The following is a 23,243-nucleotide window of genomic DNA, read 5'->3' on the forward strand; positions in this document are numbered from 1 at the left end:
AAAGGGGTTCATTCATGAAACAGGGAAATATGAAAGCGAGAGGCCGGCTTGGCCCAGGTGCCATGTACCATATGATGATGCTGCCAGGCATTTTGTTTTTGCTGGTATTCAGCTATTTTCCAATGGTCGGCATCATTACGGCTTTTCAGGACTATATACCGGCCAAAGGCATGTTTGGCTCTGAATTTGTAGGGCTGAAACATTTTACTTATATGTTCAAGCTGCCGGATATCGCGCAAGTCGTCAGCAATACGTTGGTGATAGCGATTGGCAAGATTTTGCTTGGAACGATGATGGCCATCATTTTTTCCGTGTTGTTAAATGAAATTCGTGTCAAATACGTTAAAAAATCGGTGCAGACGATCGTTTATCTACCGCACTTTCTATCCTGGGTTGTACTGGCATCGGTCGTTGTCAACATGTTCAGTTTGGATGGCATTGTGAATCAAATGCTCGCGTTCTTTGGCCTGGAAAATATTAATTTTCTTGGCAGCAACACCTGGTTCCAGCCACTGATTATCGGTACAGATGTATGGAAAGAGTTTGGTTACAGTTCCATCGTGTATTTGGCTGCGATCACGTCGATTGATCCCGGTCTGTATGAAGCGGCAGGTATGGATGGAGCCAGTTGGTGGAGAAAAGTATGGCATATCACCTTACCAGGCATGCTGCCTATTATTCTGCTCATGGGCGTAATGAGCCTGACCAACATTTTGAGCGCCGGTTTCGATCAAGTTTATAATCTGTATAATCCGGTTGTCTATGAGTCGGGCGATATTCTGGACACCTATGTTTATCGAATTGGTCTCGTTGGGCGACAGTATAGCTTCGGTACGGCTGTTGGCTTGTTTAAGTCCGTAATCGGTATTGTTTTGCTGATGTCTGCCAACCAGTTGGCCAAAAAATATACGGATCGAAAAATATTCTAAGGAGGCCAAACCTGTGTCCTATTCAGCAAGCTGCAAAAAACGAACTGGCCGGTTTGTCATCTATGCCATTGTGATTATGCTGGCATTGATCTGCCTTCTTCCGTTATGGAATATCGTTGCCATATCATTCAGCAGCAGCGAGGCGGTATCTGCCAATGCAGTAGGTCTCGTTCCGGTCAATTTTACAACAGCAGCGTATACCAAAATTATCGATGATGCTCAGTTTTGGCGTTCCTTTGGCATATCTGTTCTACGTGTCGCACTTGCCCTTGTGCTTAATATGATTCTGATTATTTTGATGGCTTATCCGTTATCCAAATCGAAGCGGGAATTCAAAGGCAGAAACATTTATATGAATATCATGATTTTTGCCATGTTGTTCAGTGGAGGTATGATTCCGACTTACCTGTTGATCAAAAACCTGGATATGCTAAATACGATATGGGCACTTGTTCTGCCAGGCGCTGTTCCGATTTTCAGTGTCATCCTCGTGATGAACTTCTTCTCTGCTGTACCTAAAGCGCTTGAAGAAGCAGCCTTCATTGATGGAGCCAATCCGCTTCAAGTCTTGTTCAAAGTGTATGTTCCCGTGTCCATTCCAGCGCTGGCGACAGTTGCCTTGTTCAGTATTGTGGGGACGTGGAATGACTTCTTCAGCGGTCTGATCTATATGACCAAAGTCAGCAACTATCCGCTAATGACCTACATTCAATCCCTTAACGTGAATATTGCCGATTTGCTTCAAGCCGGTACGAATTCCAGTGAGCTCAGCAACCTGACTGAAATTTCGAACAAAAACCTGAACGCAGCCAAAATCGTAGTTGCTGTTATCCCGCTGTTGCTGATTTATCCGTTACTGCAAAAGTACTTTGTGACTGGTATTGTCGTCGGATCGGTCAAAGAATAACGTTAAGGAGGTTCAATGAACATGGAAAATAAAAAATGGTGGAAAGAAACCGTTGTGTATCAAATATATCCACGGAGTTTTCAAGATAGTAACGGAGATGGCATCGGCGACTTGAAGGGCATTGTATCCCGATTGGATTATTTGCAGGAACTCGGCATTGGTGCGATCTGGTTATCACCTGTGTGCAAGTCCCCTCAGGATGATTACGGTTATGATATTTCAGATTATCAGGATATTGATCCGATGTTTGGGTCTTTGGAAGATATGGAAACGTTAATTCTTGAAGCGAAGAAACGAGATATTCGGATCATCATGGATCTGGTGTTGAACCATACATCGGATGAACACCCCTGGTTCCAAGAAGCCAAAAAAGGCAAAGACAATCCGTACCATGACTATTACGTCTGGAGAGATGGTGTTGAAGGAACCCCTCCGAACGACTTGGGGTCAACCTTCGGTGGTTCAGCTTGGGAATGGGTGCCTGAGATCGGGCAATATTATTTACATCTATTTTCCGTCAAACAGCCAGATCTCAACTGGGAAAACCCGAAAGTCCGGCAGGAGATATACAACATGATCAATTGGTGGATCGACAAGGGTGTTGGTGGTTTCCGACTTGACGTTATCGACTTAATTGGCAAAGAACCGGATGCAAAGATTACGGGCAACGGACCGAATCTGCATAAATATATCAGGGAACTAAGCAAGGAGACGTTCCAAAACGCGGAAGACCTTCTGACCGTAGGTGAGACATGGGGCGCCACTCCGGAAATCGCCAAACTGTACAGCAACCCGGACGGCAGCGAGTTTTCAATGGTATTCCAATTTGAACACATCAGTCTGGATGAACAAGAAGGCAAAGGAAAGTGGGCTCTTAAACCTTTGGATGTGTTGGAATTGAAAAAAGTGCTGTCCAAATGGCAGACGGAGCTGGGAGGCGAAGCCTGGAACAGTTTGTTCTGGAACAACCACGATCTGCCCCGAATTGTCTCTCGTTGGGGGAACGATGGCGAATTCAGGATCGAATCGGCTAAAATGTTGGCTACCCTTCTTCATGGCATGCAAGGCACGCCTTATATTTATCAGGGTGAAGAATTGGGTATGACGAATGTGCAATATGCAATTGAGGATTATCGAGATATTGAATTGCTGAACTTTTATAAGGAAAGAATGGGGAGAGGTTATCCTGAAAGCAGCGTGATGGAGTCAATCTACGCCAAGGGCCGCGATAACGCACGAACACCTATGCAGTGGGATACTTCTGATAACGCAGGTTTTACACGAGGGGAACCCTGGATTAAGGTAAATCCGAATTATAAGCATATCCATGCCGAGCAAAGTTTGAATAACCCCGAATCCATATTCCATTATTACCGGAAGTTGATTCAACTTAGAAAAGACCATGAAGTCATTGTATATGGTGATTATGAGCTGATCTTTCCAGAAAACCCAGACGTATTTGCCTATACCCGCACGTTGAATGGTACTACGATTCTGGTGGTGTGCAATTTCGAGGGCGATACAACCGAACTTTCGCTTCAGGAGCATTTAACAAAGTCCAATCAGCTTTTGATATCCAATTATGCAGGTGAGCTCTCCGAAGGCATATTACGCCCATATGAAGCAAGAATGTACCTTATGCATAATTAAAGCATACTACGTAATATGTTATATAATTGTCAGTTCTCAAGAAAGAAGGATTATATTCAATGAAAAGAGTATGGTGGAAAGAAGCAGTAGCCTATCAAATCTATCCGAGAAGTTTTATGGATTCCAACGGAGATGGTGTTGGTGATATTCAGGGGATCATATCCAAGCTGGATTATATCCAAGATCTCGGTATTGATCTGATCTGGATCTGCCCAATGTATAAGTCACCCAACGATGATAATGGTTATGATATCAGTGATTATTGTTCCATTATGGATGAATTCGGCACGATGGCAGACTTTGACCAATTACTGCATGAAGTGCATCACCGTGGCATGAAACTTATTATGGACTTGGTGATTAATCATACAAGTGACGAACACCCGTGGTTTATTGAATCCAGAGCTTCGCTGGATAACCCCAAACGAGACTGGTACATCTGGAGAGATGGGAAGAACGGAGAGGAACCGAATAACTGGGAGAGCATCTTTGGCGGTTCTGCCTGGGAATATGATGAAGTCTCCGGACAGTACTATCTCCATCTGTTCTCCAAAAAACAACCGGATTTGAATTGGGCTAATAAAGATGTTCGTAAATCCATATATGAAATGATGAATTGGTGGCTCGATAAAGGGATTGATGGGTTCCGTGTGGATGCTATTAGCCATATTCACAAGGAAGAGGGCCTCTTGGACATGCCTGTTAAAGAAGGCTTCAAATACATCTCTTCTTTTGAAAAACATATGAATGTGAAGGGAATCCAGAGTTATCTGCAAGAAATGAAAGAGAATACATTGTCCAGATATGACGTCGTGGCTGTTGGGGAAGCGAACGGAGTAAAGGTAGAGGACCAGGAAGATCTGCTGGATTGGATCTGTGAAGTCAGAGGGAAATTTAATATGGTTTTCCAATTCGAACATCTAGACCTTTGGAAAAACAGTACGGACAGAGAACTGGATATCCCCAAATTGAAAAACGTCTTGACCAAGTGGCAGAAATCCTTGGAAAACGTCGGTTGGAATGCTTTGTTTATTGAAAATCATGATCAACCCCGCAAAGTTTCATCTTGGGGAAATGACAGTGCGTATTGGTATGAAAGTGCCACTGCGCTTGGTGCTATGTACTTCTTCATGCAAGGCACACCTTTCATATATCAAGGGCAAGAAATTGGCATGACCAACGTGGCTTACCCTTCCATAGAAGATTATAACGACATCGCCGATCGGAATATGTATCAGATTAAAAGTGAAGAGGGGATGTCTCATGAAGAGATCATGAACATCATCTGGGCTTCAAGTCGTGATAATTCCAGAACGCCGATGCAGTGGTCTTCGTCCAAAGAGGCCGGGTTTACCGCCGGTACGCCATGGTTAAAAGTGAATAACAACTACGTCAATATTAATGTAGAGAAACAACTTCAGGAACCACGTTCCATCCTTCACTTTTATAAACGAATGATTCAGCTGCGAAGAAAACACGATACGTTGACTTACGGTATCTATGAACTTCTTATGCCGGATCATCCGAGTGTATATGCATATACACGTACACTGGCAGACCAACAGGTGCTGGTTGTCATCAATCTAACCGAACATATCGTGGAGCTTGAGGAAGATGAGCTTGGCCTCAACTTCTCGGAGATCTGGCTTACCAACTATGAGAGTGGCATGCTGCCAGTGGTGTTGCGACCGTTCGAAACAATCGTTGGTTTAAGCGATAACGTATAAGCAGGAAACGTAAAAAGCGTCTATATCATGTTCTGAATGATATAGACGCTTTTTAATTGTTGTGTGGCGGGAGTATCGGAATTCGCCAATAATTAACCATTACATTGGTTAGCCACATGAAATTCAGCGGAGAAAGTTAGTTTTATTGATGGAGAACATCCGCATATTCGGAGATACGTTCGAAACGTCCCTTGGCAAAAGGGCATAAAGGTAAAATCTTAATATCGTTTTCCCGCGCATATTCAACCATAGCTTTGATAAGTTCATCCCCAAGCCCTTGTCCCCGAAATGCATTTTCAACCAATGTGTGATCAATAATGTATAGTTCTGGACTTGAAATTACATACGTCATTACCGCAGCAATGTCGCCGTTATCATGAATAAGAAATCTCTTGTTGGCAACTTCATGTTCTACATTATGCATGTTCATCCTCTTTCTTTGTTGAGTCTTCATCGTTCAGAAGCTTGTACGTCAATGCTCCGCTTGGACATGTGTCGATATGACGGGCAATGGCCTCCGAAGTCTCACCATCAGGATCAACCCAAGGACGCTTGCTCAAATCAAACACAGCAGGGAGGCCCTTTACGCAAATACCGGAATGAATGCAGACATCCGAATTAAACATAACCTCGATATCCTTACCGTAGTATACCTTTTGTTTACTCATAATTACTCACATCTTTCACGGTTGAGTTTTGTTTACATATCTATAGTTCAGTCTTACCTGGCAAGCAGTATTCTGCCTAGCTTTCGATGTCCGAATTATAAATGAGGAATCCTTAATTAGTCAACGTGAAAACTCCTATTACGTTGGGGGATTTGATTTAGTGACCTCAATCTGAAATTGATCGGAATAGGATTTGAGGTTGCCAGCAAGGCCAGCGAGCTGCCCGGAGATGTCCGACAGTTCACTCGCGGATCGCTGCTGCTCCACAGCACTGGCCGTGACTTCTTCAGCCATGGCTGAAGTTTCCTCGGTTGCAGACGCGATATAGCTCAGGTGCTGTTCCACCTCCTGTCGAATGGAATGCATATCCATCGTCCGGTTTTCCAAACGCTGAGCAAGCTCATGCACTTCAGTCGATAATTGGCTAACCTGTCGGAACGCCTGAAGGCAATCCGCGATCTGTGCTTCCTGTTCCTTGACCGCCACCATGTTCGCTTCAAAATGACTGCCCATCCGGTGGGTTTCTTGGACAAATGAACTCAGAATCACATCAATCTCCTGGATGGAACGTTCGGACTGTTGAGCAAGCATTCCCATTTCACCAGCAACGACCGCAAAACCTTTACCTGCCTCACCAGCACGAGCTGCCTCGATTGAAGCATTTAGCGATAGGATCTGGGTTTGTTTCAGGATGTTGTGGATTTGTCCACTAATGGAGGATGCGAGTTCCGATTGAGTGGTTAGGGACCTGGAAATTTCCTGCTGATGCTCAACCCGCTTGGCATTCTCCCGGCCTTTCTCAAGCAGAACCTCATGTTCACGTGTAACTTGTACTTGTACGGCAGACAGCTGCTCTGAAGTATGAGTAAACTGTTGCACGTAAGAACCTACTTCATCCATAATTTTGCCGAGATTCTCCGAATGCTGGACGGAATGTTCGGTTTCTTCTGCCTGTTTCATGGAGCCTATAGCAATTTCCTCGATTGCTCTGGAGAGTTCTTCAGTCTGACGCTGATTCGTCTGAGCCGTTTCCGCAATATTGGCCGAGGACTTCTGCAGCGTATTCGAACCTTGTTGTATTCCCATCAGGATGTTTGTCAATTGGGCAACCATGACGTTAATCAGATCACTGATGTCACCGAGCTGATCGTTGGTCATATGTGTGGATACTACTTTGAGATTCCCATCCGCAACCTGTTCCAGACTTGACTTAATATCCCGTACTTGTCTGAGGATACCTCTTACCACCAATAACATCATGACCAGCGATAGAATCAATACAACCGCGAAAATCGGTATAATGGTTCGATAGGCATTATTCACGGAGATCGAGGAGACTTGATTCACCGCCCCAGCAGATATATCGATTCCCAAATAGCCAATAATCGCACCTTGTGAATCCTTGATTGGTGTAAAAGAGGACAGTAGCTGTCCCCAGGTTGGATCGTCTACAATACCTGTTGTCACGACTTCACCGCTTACTAAACGTTCCTGAATCTGGGGGTTGAATTCCATGGCAGTCCCGTATGGGCTATATTCCGTATCGTCCCAATCCGCTCCATCCACAGTGTAGATCCATCCGTCCGACGTTTTTTCATACATATAAACATATAAGGCTCCCGATTGAAGCCTAACTTTAACAAGTTCGTCTCTAAGACTTTTGTATTCGCTGCTCTCCTCTGAAGCAGTAGAGGATAATGTCTTGAGTAATTCAGATTCCTTGCCTAGTTGAGAGGCAGTATTCACTGCCAACTGTTGATTGTTATGCTGCATGGTCATTAGTGAAGCATTTTTACTGGAATCGATCGTGGTCCACATGATTAGACCGCCCATGGTCAGTAGTGGAACCAGAATGATTAAATACAGCTTGAACCTTAAATCCATCTTTTTTTTGCGAGTCTGTCTCACGTTCTGCTCCCCCTTGGATGTAATAAAGCAATATGGTTTATTTGTATAACCCCATACTATTTATCGTAACATTGAAGAGGGAAATGAAGACTAAATCTAAATTTGTATATACATATAGGTTACAGGTGAGAAAACGGGAGCCATATTCATGTTAAGTTTTATTCAATTGAGGTGAACATATAGAAAGTATTCGAATCTGGGAGTGAGAGGAAGGGCTACAAATGGATTGTGCTTGATGGTAAACAGTGTTACTCTAAAAGTCTGTGTTCGACAAATTATTTAATGATGATCACCAATTTAGGTATAAAGAAAGGTAACATGATGATAAAAGTTGATAACCTATCCTTCTCGTTCCCGCAAAAGGAACTATATCAAGACATTTCATTTACGCTTGAAGAGGCACAACATTGTGCTTTCATAGGAACAAGTGGCAGTGGGAAAAGTACACTGATCGATATATTGATGGATCCGGAAAGATATTTGTTCGATGGCAAGTTAGAGATAGACCCCGATTGCAAAATCGGGTATGTGAGTCAGTTCTCGCAAGTCGATAACACGAAAGAAATGACTGTTTTTGAATATATCGGAGAAGAATTCATCAAGATACAAGATGAAATCACAGCCCTTTATGCGGAAATGGCAACTACATCGGATATGGATTCGCTGATGGATAAAGTTCAATTGGCTTTGGATGCCTTCCAGGCCATGGACGGGGATAATTTCGAAAACACCATTAATAAACAGCTAAATCTGGCTAACCTCATGAAGCTAAAAGACCTTGATGTATCCGAATTAAGCGGCGGGGAATTCAAACTTATTCAAGTAATGAAGGAAATGCTGAATCGTCCAGACTTAATGATCATGGACGAACCCGATGTATTTTTAGACTTTGAAAACCTGAACGCACTTAAAAAATTGATTAATACCCACAAAGGTATGCTGCTCGTTGTTACGCACAATCGCTATCTATTAAATCATTGTTTCAATAAAATAATACACCTTGAAAACACGGAGATCCAAGAGTTTGATGGGCGATACATCGACTATAACTTCTCGCTGCTTCAGACGAAGATCGAGTTACAAGAAATTGCAGTTGCTGAAGCTGAAGAAATTGAGAGATACGATCACATCATTGACAATCTTAGAGAGATCGCCACTTATAATTCGGAAGCCTCAAGAGGCAGAGCGTTAAAAGCCAGAGTCAGGTTTCAAGAGCGCTTGGAAGCACGTCGAATTAAAGAGCCCTTTGTCGATATCAAGCAGCCGAATATCCGTTTTGGCATCGAAAAGGAAATAGAAGACACCGTTGTGGTTAACGTCAATAACTATAGCGTTTCCTTTGACGAGTTGCTTTTGGACCATGTGAACTTTGAGATCAAATCGACAGATAAAGTAGCCCTGATCGGTCCAAACGGTACCGGAAAAACGACCTTACTCCGTGAAATCTTCCAAAACAATCAGGATTCCATTGAAATAAATGCTGATGCTACAGTGGCTTATTTATCTCAGTTTCAAGGTGAAATGCTTAAGGATTCGAATACCATACTAAATGACTTTATTGATGCCGGTTTTCAAACGTATGATGAGATTAGATCGCATCTTGTGCACTATGGCATCGAAGGAGAAATCCTTGATCAGAAGATAGAGTCTTTATCTGGTGGAGAAAAAAACATGCTCCAATTGGCTAAAGTTGCTGCCAGTCAAGCGAGCGTATTGCTTCTTGACGAACCGACAAGCCATTTGGACATCTATAGCCAAATCGCATTGGAGAAAGCTATTGAGGACTACAAAGGTGCGATTCTAATGATTTCTCACGATTTCTATTCGGTTGTAAATGGTATGGATTATGTTTTGATTATCGAGGACAAGACGATTACTAAAATGAGTATTCAAGAATTTAGAGAGATGATATATACGAGTCATTTTAATGAAGACTATCTTGAAACGGAACAAAAGAAAAAGTCTGTTGAACTGAAAATCGAAATGGCTCTGAAAGATACTAATTTTGAACTTGCAAAAAGTCTGGTAGATGAGCTGGAAAAGCTGATTAAGTTGCTTTAGACAGCTAATTAGTTCATAAATTAAATCCCCCTGTATGCGGATTAATCCGTATACAGGGGGATTTCTTCTAGAAACAGCTAAACGAGCTGATTCGCTGCAGATCAATGCCGGTGTATAACCAGAAGAAGCCATTCCAGCGGAACCCAGCCACCGAATTTCTACCTACAAATACCGGGTACATCCAGAAGCCGGGACCACGATCCGGCCAAATATATGTGTAGCGAAACAGACAGCCAGATATGGCTCTTGGATCAACTGCAAATAACGATGCGGGTTGCTGTGGAATGAATGATGGTGGCGGCCCGGTAGGTGCTTGCACGCCTTGTGGTCCACCGCCTCCACCACCGGGGAACGATGGCGGACCAGGCATTCCACCGGGTCCTCCTGGTCCCCCAGGTCCTCCGGGAAACCCAGGTCCTCCGGGAAACCCAGGTCCACCAAACCCTCCGCCAGGTCCAAAAGGAGGTAAAAATGTCATATCACATCACTCCTGTTCATTAGTCTAATGTATTGTATGTAGGCCATTGAGCAGGGGAATGGGTGGGAGCCTATAGAAGGCCGCTAATTATAATGAAACGATCACAGCCGAAATGCTATTCCAGCAGTTCTAACTTTTAATAATATCTATAATTTGTTTTAGCGCCTTTTTGGCTTCAGGGATGGGGAATACCGGGAATACGTGATTCATTTTTAGATACTCGATATAATTGATATCTACAGATTGCCGGGCCGCTTTTTCTTTAAATTTACGTGCATCCGGAAGGAATAATTCATGGGTCCCGATAAACAGGGAGATTTTACCCAGGTCTTTGATCTCGCCATGAAGCGGGCTGACCAGGTAGTGAGAGAGTGGCAGTTCACCTGCATATAATTTTCCAGCTTCAACAAGCATGTCCCAGTTTAGCATTGGCTCCTCATCAATCATTGCAATGACCTCGGGACTGCTCAATGTAATGTCAAGCCATGGAGATAACAGAATGATATCCTTTGGCTGAGGTAACCCTTGTTCTGCCAAATATTGCGCAAAGGCCAGCGTAAGGCCACCGCCCGCAGAATCACCCATGATGGTGATATTTTGCGGTTTGGTTATTTTCAAGATATGCTGATAGATGTTCAACACACATGCAATTGCATCCCTACACTGATAGTTTGGCGCTTTTGGATACACTGATGCATACACCGTACAATTTAATTGCTCCGTCAATTGATTCAGGAAATGCCAGTGCCATGTCAGTGGCTGCTCAACGTATCCTCCGCCAGGCAAATATAGAACAACCCGTTCATCAGATTGAGTGTTGGATTTCATAATATAAGTATCTACGGGGAGGCTCTGATCCTTGGTAATATTGTATTTGTGTTTAAGCTTCACAGGGACTTCATAGGGGACGCTATTACTCTTTCTACGTTCTTCCATAAATTCATGTACATTCATTTTTCTTTTCGTCATTTTGAGCAACAATTCTACAAGAAAACTTCGAATACTACGCATACTATCGACCTCCTTAGACAAATCATACTTGATTATAAGCATAAAATATATTTAATAATATTTTAGTATCCTAAACAATTAATTAAGGATAGGAAGAATGAGATGAATATTTCCCAGCTTCAATATCTAATATCTGCTGCACAATTCGGTTCATTTACCAAGGCAGCAAGTGTACATCATCTAACCGTGCCAACAATCAGCCAATCCATCAAACAGCTTGAAGAAGAGATGGATACCATCATTTTTCACCGCACCAAAAAGGGCGTTTCTCCGACAACAGAAGGGGAGTTGATCCTGAAACATGCAGCAGCTATTCTAAAAAATATAGACAGTATGCAGCATGAATTGCTCATGTTAAAGGAAGATCATATGGAGAGCATTACGATTGCAACCATTCCCGGTTTTGTTCCGCAAGTCGTTCAGGCAACGTTGGAGCTAATGCAAAGTTATCCCGCGCTTAAGGTGCAGATGATTGAAGGAGATACTCAGACCGTCATGAAGCAAGTACAGGAAGGTTATGCAAACATGGGTTTATTATCTTACAGTAAAAGTCAACAAAATTCTACGTTTGAATGGGTCCCGATCGTAGAGGGCAGTGCAGTAATCATTATGAATACCAGTTCACCACTGCGTTATTTCAAAATGATATCTCCAGAAATCTTGGAGAACGAAGTATTTGTTCTATATAAAGATGAACATATCGAAAATATTGCCCATGATCTTATGTCTGCAAGTGCTGGCAATCGTATATCTTTAATTACGAATAACACGGATGCGTTGGGTCAGATGGTCGTTAAGGGCAATGCGATTACAATTGCTCCCGATTTTATCGTTAATGCTTTGGCCTCCACCTATAAGGAACAATTGGTCACGGTTCCAATCCAACAGCTCAGCTCCGATAACAAACCCATACTGGGTAGAATTACAAAAGTGAATGAGCCTATCCCTATAATGGTTGAAGAATTTACAGCCAGACTTACGGATCTGGTTAATCATATTAGTCCCCAGATGAATTGAAGGACATACGGAGATATCGGCATCAACTTTTCTGTGCTTCTCACAGGAAAGTTGACTCACACCATAAAGTGATATACTTTTATATCAAATGATAATTTAAGTTTTTATATTTTCACAAAATACGAAGAGATTGGACGGATGCAGCTATGAAAATGCCTTCGAACATTAAATTAATGGTGGATAGCACTTCAGATTTATCAAAGGAACTGCTCGACCAGTACGATATCAGCGTTGTACCTTTATATGTCGTTATGGGCGCTCAATCCTACAAAGATAATATAGATATCATGACTGGAGAATTGTATCGTCGCTCAGATGAAGAGGGCATCATTCCCAAAACAGCTGCGCCATCTCCAGCCGATTTCATTCATTATTTTGAAAAATCACTCAAAGAAGGCAAACAAATCTTATATATCAGCATGTCATCCAAGGTGTCTTCCACTAACCAGAATGCACATATTGCAGCATCCGAGCTACCGCATGGGCAGGTTCATATCGTGGATTCCATGCATCTGTCTGCAAGCTATGCCATGCTGGTGGTACGTGCGGCAAGGGCACTTGAAGAGGGTTGTTCGCTTGAACAAGTGATCAAGGATATTGAGAATGTACGAGAGAAGGTTAATATTGAGGTATTCGTGGACCGTCTGGATTATCTGTATAAGGGTGGACGAGTGAGCAGTTTACAGCATTTGATCGGGAATGTCCTTAAAGTCCGTCCTGTGCTGAATATTATTCAGGGAGAAGTGCGCTCTATTCGGAAGTATCGCGGGAAAATGGAAAAGGCTCTGGACGGAGTTGTACAAAAAATTGTTAGCCGTAAAGATGAGATTTGTCCAAACGTACTTATTATCGCTCAAACCTTTGCAGAGAAAATGACGGATAAACTGTATGCATCTCTGATGCAAACGAATCACTTTAAAGATATTATTCTTATTGAGGGCGGGTGTGTTATTGGCTCGCACACAGGTCCTGGTTCAATTGCTGTCAGTTATATCGATTTGTAAAACTAAATGTGACAGCTTTTTTCAGAATATCGGAGTAGAGATTAGCCAACCACCTAAGTGGTTGGTTTTTTTTATATTCAGAACCTTTATTCCAGAATTTAAGTGATATCTCCTATCTAGTGAAGTGTTGACAAAAACAAATGATCTTTGTATTATACCCATAGGGGTATACGTATTATAGTTAATCTCCTGTTTATAACGGAGTGCAGAGCCATTTCTGAAGAAAAACATATCATTCGTTGCTCTGTTCTAATGCTTGTCTTATTCATAATCATATTGGAGGAGGTTGTTACAGTGTCCGAAATTAAAGTAGATCAAACCATTGATTGCAAGGGGCTTGCGTGTCCTATGCCGATCGTAAGAACGAAAAAGGCTATCGATCAACTTGATGCTGGTCAAGTTATTGAAATACAAGCTACAGATAAGGGTTCTCTCATTGACATCCAAGGCTGGGCCAAAAATACAGGTCATCATTATCTGGGAACATTAGAGGATAATGACGTTCTTAAACATTATGTTCGCAAAGCGAGTGCGACCGAAACCAAAGAAGAGAAGAAACATCCATATGTCATTTCAACTGATGAATTACAGATCAAACTTGCAGATCATGAGAAGGTGACTGTACTGGACGTACGTGAACCTGCTGAATATGCATTTAATCGAATTGCGGGAGCCATTTCTATTCCGCTTGGTGAACTCGAGAACCGAATCCAGGAGCTTAATCAGGAAGATGATATTTATGTTGTATGCCGAACCGGCAACCGTAGTGATCTGGCTTGTCAATTTCTTACCGAAAAAGGATTCAAAAAAGTAAATAATGTAGAGCCAGGCATGACTGGCTGGACAGGGCCAACAGAAAAATAAATAACAATTAAAAAATCGGAGGTAATAACAATGAGTACAAAAGTGGCTATTATTGCAAGCAATGGTGGGATGTTCGATGCATACAAAGTGTTTAATATTGCTACCGCTTCAGCAGCAACTGAAGCAGAGGTTGCCATTTTCTTCACATTTGAAGGATTAAACTTGATTCATAAGCAAGCCCATCACCAGCTGCCTCTCCCGGCAGGAGCTGAACATATTGCTGAAGGCTTTACAAATGCAAATGTTCCATCTATTCCACAGCTCGTAGAAATGGCTCAGGAGTTGGGAGTCAAAATTATAGCTTGTCAAATGACGATGGATGTAATGAACCTGACCAAAGAAGACTTTATCGATGGGATTGAGGTCGGCGGAGCAGTCACTTTTCTAGATTTTGCGAAGGATGCCAATGTTACATTGTCGTTCTAATGAGCTTGCAGGATGAAAGGGGAAACTAGCAATGGAATTAAGAACAATGACGGCAAAGGAACTAACTACTATTGTCTTGGCTAAAGAAGAAATATTTATCCTTGATGTTCGGAATGAAACAGATTTCAACGATTGGAAGATTGAAGGATACGGTGTAGATATCGTGAACATTCCTTATTTTGATCTGTTAGACGGCGTTGATGATGCACTCGACAAGATCCCTGATGGAAAAAAATTGCTTGTTGTATGTGCAAAGGAAGGCTCTTCCAAATTTGTGGCAGAACAAATTGTTGAAGCTGGCAGAAGCAACGTCTATTACCTTGAAGGCGGCATGAAATCATGGAGTGAACATCTGGAACCCGTCAAAGTTGGCGAATTGAAGGATGGAGGTTCATTGTTTCAGTTCGTAAGAGTTGGGAAAGGCTGTTTGTCTTATATGGTTATTTCGGGGGGAGAAGCCGCAGTGATTGACACCCTGCGGATGACGGAAGTGTTTGAACAGTTTGCAAGAGAGCAAGGAGTACAAATTAAACACACACTGGATACACACCTGCATGCCGATCATATTTCAGGCGGACGAAAATTAGCTGAGCATACGGGTGCCACTTATTGGCTGCCTTCAAAAGATGCAACTGAAGTTACTTTTAATTATGAGAAGCTTGAAGAAGGGCGTGACATCACGGTCGGCAGCACAACGATTCAAATTCAGCCCATTTACTCTCCCGGACACACCATCGGAAGCACATCCTTTATTATAGATAACCAATATCTGTTGACCGGCGATATCCTGTTCATTGAATCGATTGGTCGTCCTGATCTGGCGGGTCTTGCAGAGGATTGGGTAGGTGATCTTCGTGAAACACTTTATACACGATATAAAGAACTTTCTCCAGAGCTTATCGTCCTGCCTGCACACTTTGGAAAAGTAACGGAGCTCGGGGAAGGCGGCCGGGTTATGGCGAAACTTTCTGATTTGTATCAAAAAAATCCGGGCCTTAACATTGGTGATGAGCAAGATTTCCGTCGCACGGTGACCAAGAATCTTCCACCTCAACCGAATGCGTATCAGGAGATCCGGCAGACAAACATGGGCAAAATTACACCCGATGAAGATAAACAACGTGAGATGGAAATTGGTCCCAACCGCTGTGCCGTGCATGACAATTAAAAGGAGGAACATGAGATGAAAACAGATATGACTGTAGATACGAAAGGATTGGCATGTCCTATGCCGATTGTTAAAGCAAAGAAAGCACTGGATAGTCTGGAAGCCGGACAGATCATGGAAGTCCTGTCTACGGATAAAGGTTCCCTTAATGACTTTCAGGCTTGGGTGAAGCAAACGAAACATGAATTGATTTCTCATGAGGAAAAGGATGGAGTGTATACGTTTTACGTTCGAAAAATCTAAATCACTACAATAAGCGAACACGCAGTAGGAAGCCGGGCAAATGTTCGCGTGTTTAAAACTGGCTTAATTCAGATTAAGCCAGGGAAAGGAGGAGAACTATGGATTTCCTCATGTTGATCATTATGATCACTCTTGGCTTAATCGGGTCCTTTTTCTCAGGGTTGTTAGGGATCGGTGGGGCCATTATTAACTATCCGCTATTGCTGTATGTACCTCCACTATTCGGGGTAGCTCATTTCACAGCTCATGAGGTTTCTTCAATTAGCATGTTTCAGGTTTTCTTTGCTTCGCTTGCAGGCGTTCTGGCATTTCAGAAAAACAGCAAAGGAAAGCTGGAGCCACCCGTCATTCATAAGGGACTCGTTGTTTATATGGGAAGCGGGATTCTGGCAGGAAGTCTGATCGGAGGATATATATCGGGATTGCTTCAAGGAGATGTTATTAACCTGATCTACGGCATTCTTGCTTTGTTGGCAGTTATACTGATGCTGATTCCTCGCAGGGGCTCGGATAATATACAAGATCATCTTCAATTTAATAAAATCATCGCGGTTGTGTCAGCGTTTATCGTGGGTATTGTCTCGGGAATTGTCGGTGCGGGCGGGGCGTTCATTCTCATTCCCATCATGCTCACCATTCTTAAAATACCGACACGTACGACCATCGCTTCTTCACTTGCCATCGTCTTTATCTCAGCCATCGGCGGGGTAATTGGAAAGCTTACTGGCGGACATATTCCTTTATGGCCAACTTTATTTACAGTCGTAGGAAGTTTGATCGGTGCTCCTCTAGGATCCAAAATCAGTTCCAAAATCAATGTCAAGGTGCTTCAGTATGGACTCGTTGTATTGATTGCGCTGACAGCCGTGAAAGTTTGGTCAACAATTCTTTAGAGGAGCGAAACACATTCTCAAGATATTGTAATTTATGTATTCAAGAAAGCGGGGATTAAGATTAATGGCAGATAAATCAACGATCGTCTTATTCAGCGGGGAGCTGGATAAAGCAATCGCGGCGTTCATTATTGCAAATGGAGCAGCGGCATATGATCACGAAGTAACGATATTTTTCACGTTCTGGGGGCTGAATGCTCTTCGGAAAGACGAGGTTATCCAGACCAAAAAAGGTTTTCTGGAAAAGGCCTTTGGATGGATGATGCCACGAGGAGCCAACAAACTTGGTCTTTCCAAAATGAATTTTGGCGGTTTGGGTCCGCAAATGATTAAACATGTTATGAAAAAACACAATGCCTTATCCCTGCCTCAATTGATGGAATTGGCACAAGAACAAGGAGTGAAGCTGGTTGCTTGTACCATGACCATGGATCTTCTAGGTTTAAAACAGGAAGAGTTACTCGATGGTTTGCAATATGCAGGTGTTGCTGCTTATCTGGGTGATGCATCGAACGGAAAGGTAAACTTATTTATTTAAAGGTGTAAGCTAACCTTTTTTGCTCTATAATATACCTATACTGGTATGCTATAAAGGAGAGTAGATTGGATATGGAATATCATTATTCAGATAGCTTAAAAACACGTTTGCGCAAAATTGAAGGACAGGTCCGTGGTGTGCTTCGTCTAATGGAAGAAGATAAACCTTGTAAAGAGGTTGTTGCTCAGTTGTCCGCTGTCCGTAATGCTTCTGACCGGGCTCTAGCACAAATTGTGGCAGATAATCTCCAACAATGTATCAAGGCTGAACAAGAAGCTGGCAATAATGATACGAGTAAGTTAGTGAAGGAAGCGGTGGAGCTTCTTGTGAAAAGCCGATAGGCAAGGTACAAGAATCAGAATTAAAATGGAGAGTCTGGCTAGACTTGAGAAAGTTCTAGTCTGTTGTTAAAATACCCATAGGGGTATATGTTTAAAATGATAATGGACGGCATATGGATACATTCAGCATATGTTCGGTTTGAAGATAAATAGAAAGCATCTTGAAAACCATATTTTTTATAAAAGGAGCGGATGTAGATGGCATTTCAAATTCCAAAAGTAATCACCCCTCAAGAGGTATCGTCGCAGTTGAAACAAGGGGAGCAGCTATACCTGCTAGATGTTCGGGAGGATGCTGAGTGGGAAGAAGGACATGTACAGGGGGCAAAACATATTCCGCTAGGCCAGTTGATGGAACGGGTTGAGGAACTGCCAGTCTCACAAGAGATCATTGTGATCTGCCGAAGCGGGAACCGTAGCGGCCTGGCCTGTGAACTTTTACATGAGAAAGGGTTCCAGATTGTGAATATGACAGGCGGTCTTAGCAACTGGACAGATTACGATCAATTGGTTAGATAAGACCTGTTCACTGCAGGAATGAAAGCACGTGGAAGAAAGGATGTTATGAATGACACTGGTGTATATTGCAGCTACAATTGGTATCCTATGGCTAATCATTCAGCTCTGGCCGGTCTCCTCCCTAACCTATGTGAACAGCAAGGAATGGGACCCGTCACAGAAACGGTGGTCTAACGTCAGAATACTGGATATCAGAGACTCAAGCGAGTACTGGCAAGATCATATCCCGGGTTCAATTAATATATCCATTGGCCGATTGTCTGCAGTCTGGATGAAGGAGCTGTCACCCGATCAGGAGGTCATGATCTTTTCACGGAATTGGCTATCCCGCCAAAAAGCAGCCCGCATACTGGCACGCCGTGGATTCAGACAGTTGTATGCAGTGAAGGGTTGTTATTTTGCCATGAATAGAAAGGGAGAGTCCAGTGAACACAAGCACTGTTATTAATATCGCCATTTTGCTTCTGATTGTATGGTTCCTCTATACTCGACTGAAGCCGGTCACCGGCTTGACCAACCTAAAACCGGATGAATTCCGACAGGCCATCAAAACAAACCCTCCAGGCATGGTGGTGGATGTGCGCGAGCCTGCTGAATATAAAAGAGGGTATATTCCGGGAGCAATTAACATCCCCTTGTCGCAACTGCAGCAGCGATTAAGCGAGATTCCACAGAACAAGCGTGTTTTTCTATACTGCCAGAGTGGCATGCGCAGCAAGAGTGCAGCCAAAATATTAAGCAAGCAAGGCTACGCTCAGATCTCTAATCTTCAAGGCGGCGTAAGTGCATGGAGAGAAAAATTGATTTCCAAAAAATAAATTCCCCACCTATATGCTGTATAACAGCAGTCCATTCATCGGGCTGCTGTTTTTTGACGTTTTTCAAAACAGATAATTATACCCGGGTAATATTGACTTTATATTTTTACCCGGGTAATATAAAAGAGTCAAGGTAAGATCAGAGAAGGAGGAGTCATATGCAAGCTTCATCACACCCAATCAGCTACACCGCTTTTGTGGATCGAGCCTGCTTCGCGAAGGGCTCATTACAACATGTTGTTGGTATTGCCAAAGATAATCTGGAGGACAGTCAACTTGCACAAATCCTTATTTTCCATGATGGGACAGGTAAACCGGTTGACGTTGATTTTCGCGGGAGCACCGTTGAAGTGCTTGACCGATTACACGGCGAGGGTATGAAAGGGCCTACTTCGGATACAACAGAAAAAGAAAATGAACAGCCTGCTCGCAAGGTTGGTCGTCCCAAGCTGGGCGTAGTATCTGGCGAAGTTACGCTACTTCCCAGGCAATGGGAATGGTTGAAAGCTCAACCCGGAGGCGCTTCTGTCACATTGAGGAAACTGATTGATGAAGCCCGCCGTGTGGGTGAGAGTGAAAGTAAAGTTCGTGCCGCTCAAGAAGCGACGTATCATTTCATGACTGCAATGGCAGGCGACTTTGACCAGTATGAAGAGGCTCTGAGAGCACTGTATGCCGGCAATGAAGCTCTTTTTTACGAATGGATTGATGACTGGACGCCAGATATCAGAGACTATGTTAAGGATTTGGCCAAAGGTGCGTTCATGCAACAAATATAAATTTGAAGGAGAATATTTTAATGAATAGATTAAACGTTAATGGTATTGATCTTGCTTATGACAGTTATGGCGATGAAAAGCATGAAACCATTCTCTTGATCGCCGGGCTGGGAACACAAATGATCCGATGGACGGCCCCCTTTTGTGAAATGCTGGCAGCCAGAGGATACAGGGTAATTCGTTTTGACAATAGAGACACCGGATTATCTACTCATTTTAGTCATCACGATCCTCTGGATTTTGAAACACTCGCCAGAACACTTATGTCAGGACAACGCCCCCATATACCTTACACGCTTGAGGATATGTCTGATGATACGATTGGATTGTTAGATGCACTGGACATCGCGAAAGCACATATTGTTGGACGTTCCATGGGTGGTATGATAGCCCAACTCACTGCCAGCCGTTATCCCGAGAGAGTGATCTCGCTAACTTCAATCATGTCCACTACAGGCAATCCAGAACTTCCGCAGACTTCACCAGAGATCATGGCGTTAATGACTCGTCCAGCTCCGAACCCGAGAGAGGATGAGGCAGGATATCTGGCTCAAAGTACGGCTTTTGCCAGACAGATTGCAGGTACGGGTTATGCGTTTAACGAGGAAGAGTATCATTCCATGATTCGTGAAGAACTGCGACGAGCGTATGATCCGGGCAGTATCGGAAGACAAATTGCAGCTATTGCCGTATCCGGAGACCGGCGTCCGCAACTCGCAAAAATAGGTGTGCCCACGTTAGTCATCCATGGAGCGGAAGACTCCATGTTTGTGCCAGCATGCGGAGAAGACACGGCGAAAGCCATCCCGGGCTCCGAATATATGGTGCTTAAAGGCATGGGACATGATTTGCCGGAACAGCTGTTTGGAACGGTCATTGACGGAATTGTTCGAACAGCTCAGCGTAACAAACCGAATTGAAATGATGAATCATAGACCTCCAAAGTGGCCTTAGAAAACAATTTCTAAGGCCTTTGTGTTTATCTTTAGATAATAGATAATCTGACGATTTTATCGTCAACAAGTACAAAATGATAATTCAATAATAGTGGATCGGGTAGACCAGTCTTGTCGTAGGTACCATCGAGCTTGCATGTTAGCACAATTTCATCTCCTATTTTTTTTGCCTTTGTTGGCTTTAAGGTTACATTCGCCGCGAAATGGTTTTGATCACTCCATTCCCGAATCGCCTGTTTACCATTTCGCTTTTTTCCTTCATCTAATACAACGGCATTTTCTGAAAAACAATCTACAAATACTGCTGGGTCTGGTTTATTAGATGCATGAATGTATTTGCTAATTACAAACGGTAAATGATTGAGATCCATATTGTTCCTCCTCTTATTAAATCGCATTAGACGGTAGGGATAGTTCCCCCATCAATGACATATTCACTACCTGTAATAGATGCTGCTCGGTCTGATACCAGAAATGCGGCCAGCTCAGCGACTTCTTCAGGAAACCCTGGCCGTCCAATGGGGATACCTCCGAGTGAAGTCATGAGTTGTTCAAGAGCACTTTCTCGACTTCCAGTTTCCGCTGCGATCCGATCAATTAGTGCGTCAGCCGCTTCTGTCTGGATAAACCCTGGAGACAATGTATTTATGCGAATTCCTTGAGGGGAAAATTCATTTGATAGTCCCTTGCTATAATTAGCCAGCGCGGCTTTTGCAGATGCATAAGCCAGTGTAGTTTCATATAAAGGCAAACGTCTTTGGATAGAAGTGAAATGAAGAATAACGCCTGAATTATTTTCTAACATAAGTGGAATTAAGCCACGATCAAGTCGAACTGCTGCGAGTAAATTCCAATTTAATGCATGAAGCCAATCGTCATCATTCAATACAAGTGCGCCTCCAGGTGGTGTGGTTGATCCACCTACGCAATGGACAATAATATCGATGCCTCCAAGTTGTTCTTTTACTGCTGTAATTATTTGATCTGTACCTTCAGGTGTGGCGACATCTGCTTGAACAAATTTCACTGAATTGGGCAAGTCAGTGGATACTGAACGGGCAGTAGTAAGGACTGTAGCTCCGGCGTTTGCAAGTCTTTTTACAACAGCTTGTCCCATTCCCTTTGTTCCTCCAGTTACCAGCACCTTTTTGCCTTTAAATTCAGATAGAGAGTACTCAAATTCTTTATGCATAATTATTCCTCCTAGTAATAATATTCAATGATTAAAAACTGCTTTGTCTCTTAACATTGTGTTATGAGAGAGGAGCTAGAACTAATACTACACTTGCCACTTTCATAACGTCCAATTTATTATAATAATGAAAATGATGAATAATATTAATATAGGAGGTTGTCCTAATGGAACTTACACAATTAGAATACTTTATGACCGTTGCACGGCTTGAACATATGACATTAGCCTCCAAAAAACTCGGTATTACTCAGCCAGCGTTAAGTCATGCAATTGCCAAGCTTGAAAATGAAATAGGAGCTCCATTATTTGAGCGCAATGGACGCAATATAAAGCTGAACCGAAACGGTACCATGTTCTCTAAATGGATTGGTAGAGCCCTACAAAATATTGAAAATGGGCTCAGGGAAATCGAAGAGTGGTCCAATCCTGATACGGGTGTAATTACGTTGTCTTATCTAAACATTCTTGGTGTTGAATTGATTCCTAACCTAATCCGGAGTTATCAATTGAAGTACCCTAAAGTGCGGTTCGAATTGACACAAGGAAATTTAGGGGATATCGATGAACATCTAGAACAAGGATTTTCGGATGTTATGATTACATCGAGGGAATCTACTTTGGACAATCATCACTGGAAAACGGTTCAAAATGTTCCTTTATATATCGTTGTTTCCTCCCAACATCGTTATGCAGATTGTAATGCTCTTAGTTTGGCAGAGCTATCTGGCGAGCCGTTTATTGGATTGAAAAACAACTGCGGATTAAAAGAAACGATCATGTCCCGTTTTCGACATACCGGTTTTGTTCTTGCTTCGGCTTATGAAGCGGAGGACCTGATCACTGTAGCCGGTTTTATCAAATCGGGTCTTGGTGTATCAGTATTGCCAAAGACATTGGGGTTAATGTTAGATGAATTGGTCTGGATCCCTATCCTTGATGAAGGATGGTACTGGGAAATCGGGTTGAAGTGGAGAGAAGATCATCATATTTCTCCAGCAGCCAAAAGGTTTATTGCATTTGTTGAAACTTTACATCCAAAAGAATGACCGCCAAAATTTAGGATTGAAGAAGTCATGGCAATATGCAAGAACATCTATCTATTAAAGTCGCTTTTTAAGCGACTTTCTTATATTATTGGTACAA

27 protein-coding genes are annotated in these 23,243 nt (G+C 42.8%); 20 read left to right on the forward strand and 7 right to left on the reverse strand.

Going from position 1 to position 23,243, the window contains the following annotated elements; genetic code table 11:
- Window positions 1-14: 14 nt before the first annotated feature.
- The 4 genes from MKY85_RS15295 to MKY85_RS15310 all read left to right on the forward strand — a co-directional run bounded on the left by MKY85_RS15295 (window position 15) and on the right by MKY85_RS15310 (window position 5,213).
- Entirely contained in the window at window positions 15-929 is a 915-nt protein-coding gene (locus MKY85_RS15295) for an ABC transporter permease subunit (RefSeq protein WP_342569946.1), read from the forward strand.
- Window positions 930-1,005: 76 nt separating this feature from the next.
- Entirely contained in the window at window positions 1,006-1,836 is an 831-nt protein-coding gene (locus MKY85_RS15300) for a carbohydrate ABC transporter permease (protein WP_339261438.1), read from the forward strand.
- A 21-nt stretch (window positions 1,837-1,857) separates the two neighbouring features.
- A complete protein-coding gene (locus MKY85_RS15305; protein ID WP_342569947.1) occupies window positions 1,858-3,486 on the forward strand; it encodes an alpha-glucosidase in 1,629 nt (542 codons plus the stop codon).
- Window positions 3,487-3,545: 59 nt separating this feature from the next.
- Window positions 3,546-5,213 (forward strand): alpha-glucosidase, encoded by a 1,668-nt coding sequence (locus tag MKY85_RS15310; RefSeq protein ID WP_342569948.1) that lies wholly within the window; start codon window positions 3,546-3,548, stop codon window positions 5,211-5,213.
- 142 nt (window positions 5,214-5,355) lie between these two features.
- Here the strand turns inward: MKY85_RS15310 and MKY85_RS15315 are convergent, their stop codons facing one another.
- The 3 genes from MKY85_RS15315 to MKY85_RS15325 all read right to left on the reverse strand — a co-directional run bounded on the left by MKY85_RS15315 (window position 5,356) and on the right by MKY85_RS15325 (window position 7,789).
- Window positions 5,356-5,637, reverse strand: a complete 282-nt coding sequence (locus tag MKY85_RS15315) for a GNAT family N-acetyltransferase (RefSeq protein ID WP_342569949.1) — start codon at window positions 5,635-5,637, stop codon at window positions 5,356-5,358.
- Window positions 5,630-5,881 (reverse strand): (4Fe-4S)-binding protein, encoded by a 252-nt coding sequence (locus MKY85_RS15320; RefSeq protein WP_339255322.1) that lies wholly within the window; start codon window positions 5,879-5,881, stop codon window positions 5,630-5,632. The genes MKY85_RS15315 and MKY85_RS15320 overlap by 8 nt, the downstream gene beginning before the upstream one ends.
- Before the next feature lie 138 nt (window positions 5,882-6,019).
- Entirely contained in the window at window positions 6,020-7,789 is a 1,770-nt protein-coding gene (locus MKY85_RS15325; protein WP_342569950.1) for a methyl-accepting chemotaxis protein, read from the reverse strand.
- 321 nt (window positions 7,790-8,110) lie between these two features.
- Between MKY85_RS15325 and MKY85_RS15330 the strand changes: the two genes are divergently transcribed.
- On the forward strand, window positions 8,111-9,850 hold the full coding sequence (locus tag MKY85_RS15330; protein ID WP_339261440.1) for an ATP-binding cassette domain-containing protein: 1,740 nt from the start codon (window positions 8,111-8,113) through the stop codon (window positions 9,848-9,850).
- Window positions 9,851-9,917: 67 nt separating this feature from the next.
- On the opposite strand, the gene MKY85_RS15335 is transcribed toward MKY85_RS15330, so the two are convergent.
- Entirely contained in the window at window positions 9,918-10,328 is a 411-nt protein-coding gene (locus MKY85_RS15335) for a collagen-like protein (RefSeq protein ID WP_342569952.1), read from the reverse strand.
- Between the two features lie 129 nt (window positions 10,329-10,457).
- Window positions 10,458-11,339 (reverse strand): alpha/beta hydrolase, encoded by an 882-nt coding sequence (locus MKY85_RS15340; RefSeq protein ID WP_342569953.1) that lies wholly within the window; start codon window positions 11,337-11,339, stop codon window positions 10,458-10,460.
- A gap of 102 nt (window positions 11,340-11,441) precedes the next feature.
- Between MKY85_RS15340 and MKY85_RS15345 the strand changes: the two genes are divergently transcribed.
- The 14 genes from MKY85_RS15345 to MKY85_RS15410 all read left to right on the forward strand — a co-directional run bounded on the left by MKY85_RS15345 (window position 11,442) and on the right by MKY85_RS15410 (window position 20,869).
- Entirely contained in the window at window positions 11,442-12,356 is a 915-nt protein-coding gene (locus MKY85_RS15345) for a LysR family transcriptional regulator (RefSeq protein WP_342569954.1), read from the forward strand.
- A 146-nt stretch (window positions 12,357-12,502) separates the two neighbouring features.
- Complete coding sequence (locus MKY85_RS15350) at window positions 12,503-13,360, forward strand: DegV family protein (protein ID WP_342569955.1); 858 nt, start codon at window positions 12,503-12,505, stop codon at window positions 13,358-13,360.
- Between the two features lie 252 nt (window positions 13,361-13,612).
- Complete coding sequence (locus tag MKY85_RS15355; RefSeq protein ID WP_342569956.1) at window positions 13,613-14,224, forward strand: sulfurtransferase TusA family protein; 612 nt, start codon at window positions 13,613-13,615, stop codon at window positions 14,222-14,224.
- Window positions 14,225-14,254: 30 nt separating this feature from the next.
- Window positions 14,255-14,650 carry a DsrE/DsrF/DrsH-like family protein gene (locus MKY85_RS15360; RefSeq protein ID WP_339233646.1) on the forward strand — a complete coding sequence of 132 codons (396 nt, stop codon included), beginning with the start codon at window positions 14,255-14,257 and terminating at the stop codon, window positions 14,648-14,650.
- A gap of 31 nt (window positions 14,651-14,681) precedes the next feature.
- Window positions 14,682-15,818: an MBL fold metallo-hydrolase gene (locus tag MKY85_RS15365; RefSeq protein ID WP_342569957.1), complete on the forward strand. Its 1,137-nt coding sequence runs from the start codon at window positions 14,682-14,684 to the stop codon at window positions 15,816-15,818.
- Window positions 15,819-15,833: 15 nt separating this feature from the next.
- Window positions 15,834-16,061 (forward strand): sulfurtransferase TusA family protein, encoded by a 228-nt coding sequence (locus tag MKY85_RS15370; protein ID WP_339233650.1) that lies wholly within the window; start codon window positions 15,834-15,836, stop codon window positions 16,059-16,061.
- 98 nt (window positions 16,062-16,159) lie between these two features.
- Complete coding sequence (locus MKY85_RS15375) at window positions 16,160-16,954, forward strand: sulfite exporter TauE/SafE family protein (RefSeq protein ID WP_339233652.1); 795 nt, start codon at window positions 16,160-16,162, stop codon at window positions 16,952-16,954.
- A gap of 64 nt (window positions 16,955-17,018) precedes the next feature.
- Complete coding sequence (locus MKY85_RS15380) at window positions 17,019-17,492, forward strand: DsrE/DsrF/DrsH-like family protein (RefSeq protein WP_339233654.1); 474 nt, start codon at window positions 17,019-17,021, stop codon at window positions 17,490-17,492.
- Window positions 17,493-17,563: 71 nt separating this feature from the next.
- A complete protein-coding gene (locus tag MKY85_RS15385) occupies window positions 17,564-17,833 on the forward strand; it encodes a metal-sensitive transcriptional regulator (protein ID WP_339233656.1) in 270 nt (89 codons plus the stop codon).
- Window positions 17,834-18,031: 198 nt separating this feature from the next.
- Window positions 18,032-18,352, forward strand: a complete 321-nt coding sequence (locus MKY85_RS15390) for a rhodanese-like domain-containing protein (protein WP_339233658.1) — start codon at window positions 18,032-18,034, stop codon at window positions 18,350-18,352.
- A 49-nt stretch (window positions 18,353-18,401) separates the two neighbouring features.
- Entirely contained in the window at window positions 18,402-18,800 is a 399-nt protein-coding gene (locus MKY85_RS15395; RefSeq protein WP_339233660.1) for a rhodanese-like domain-containing protein, read from the forward strand.
- Window positions 18,778-19,170 (forward strand): rhodanese-like domain-containing protein, encoded by a 393-nt coding sequence (locus MKY85_RS15400; RefSeq protein ID WP_339255334.1) that lies wholly within the window; start codon window positions 18,778-18,780, stop codon window positions 19,168-19,170. The genes MKY85_RS15395 and MKY85_RS15400 overlap by 23 nt, the downstream gene beginning before the upstream one ends.
- Window positions 19,171-19,328: 158 nt before the next feature.
- Entirely contained in the window at window positions 19,329-19,949 is a 621-nt protein-coding gene (locus MKY85_RS15405; RefSeq protein ID WP_342569958.1) for a DUF2239 family protein, read from the forward strand.
- 20 nt (window positions 19,950-19,969) lie between these two features.
- Window positions 19,970-20,869, forward strand: coding sequence for an alpha/beta hydrolase (locus MKY85_RS15410; protein ID WP_339233666.1), 900 nt, complete (start codon window positions 19,970-19,972; stop codon window positions 20,867-20,869).
- Between the two features lie 65 nt (window positions 20,870-20,934).
- Here MKY85_RS15410 and MKY85_RS15415 read toward each other — a convergent pair whose 3' ends face one another.
- Together MKY85_RS15415 and MKY85_RS15420 are read right to left on the reverse strand one after the other, a co-directional pair.
- Window positions 20,935-21,276 (reverse strand): nuclear transport factor 2 family protein, encoded by a 342-nt coding sequence (locus MKY85_RS15415; RefSeq protein WP_339233669.1) that lies wholly within the window; start codon window positions 21,274-21,276, stop codon window positions 20,935-20,937.
- A gap of 26 nt (window positions 21,277-21,302) precedes the next feature.
- Window positions 21,303-22,097 (reverse strand): SDR family oxidoreductase, encoded by a 795-nt coding sequence (locus MKY85_RS15420; RefSeq protein WP_339233671.1) that lies wholly within the window; start codon window positions 22,095-22,097, stop codon window positions 21,303-21,305.
- A gap of 167 nt (window positions 22,098-22,264) precedes the next feature.
- Between MKY85_RS15420 and MKY85_RS15425 the strand changes: the two genes are divergently transcribed.
- Window positions 22,265-23,146: a LysR family transcriptional regulator gene (locus MKY85_RS15425; protein WP_339233673.1), complete on the forward strand. Its 882-nt coding sequence runs from the start codon at window positions 22,265-22,267 to the stop codon at window positions 23,144-23,146.
- Window positions 23,147-23,243: the final 97 nt, after the last annotated feature.

Origin of the sequence: Paenibacillus sp. FSL R5-0749 (assembly GCF_038595085.1) — a bacterium.
In the GTDB taxonomy this organism is placed as follows: domain Bacteria; phylum Bacillota; class Bacilli; order Paenibacillales; family Paenibacillaceae; genus Paenibacillus.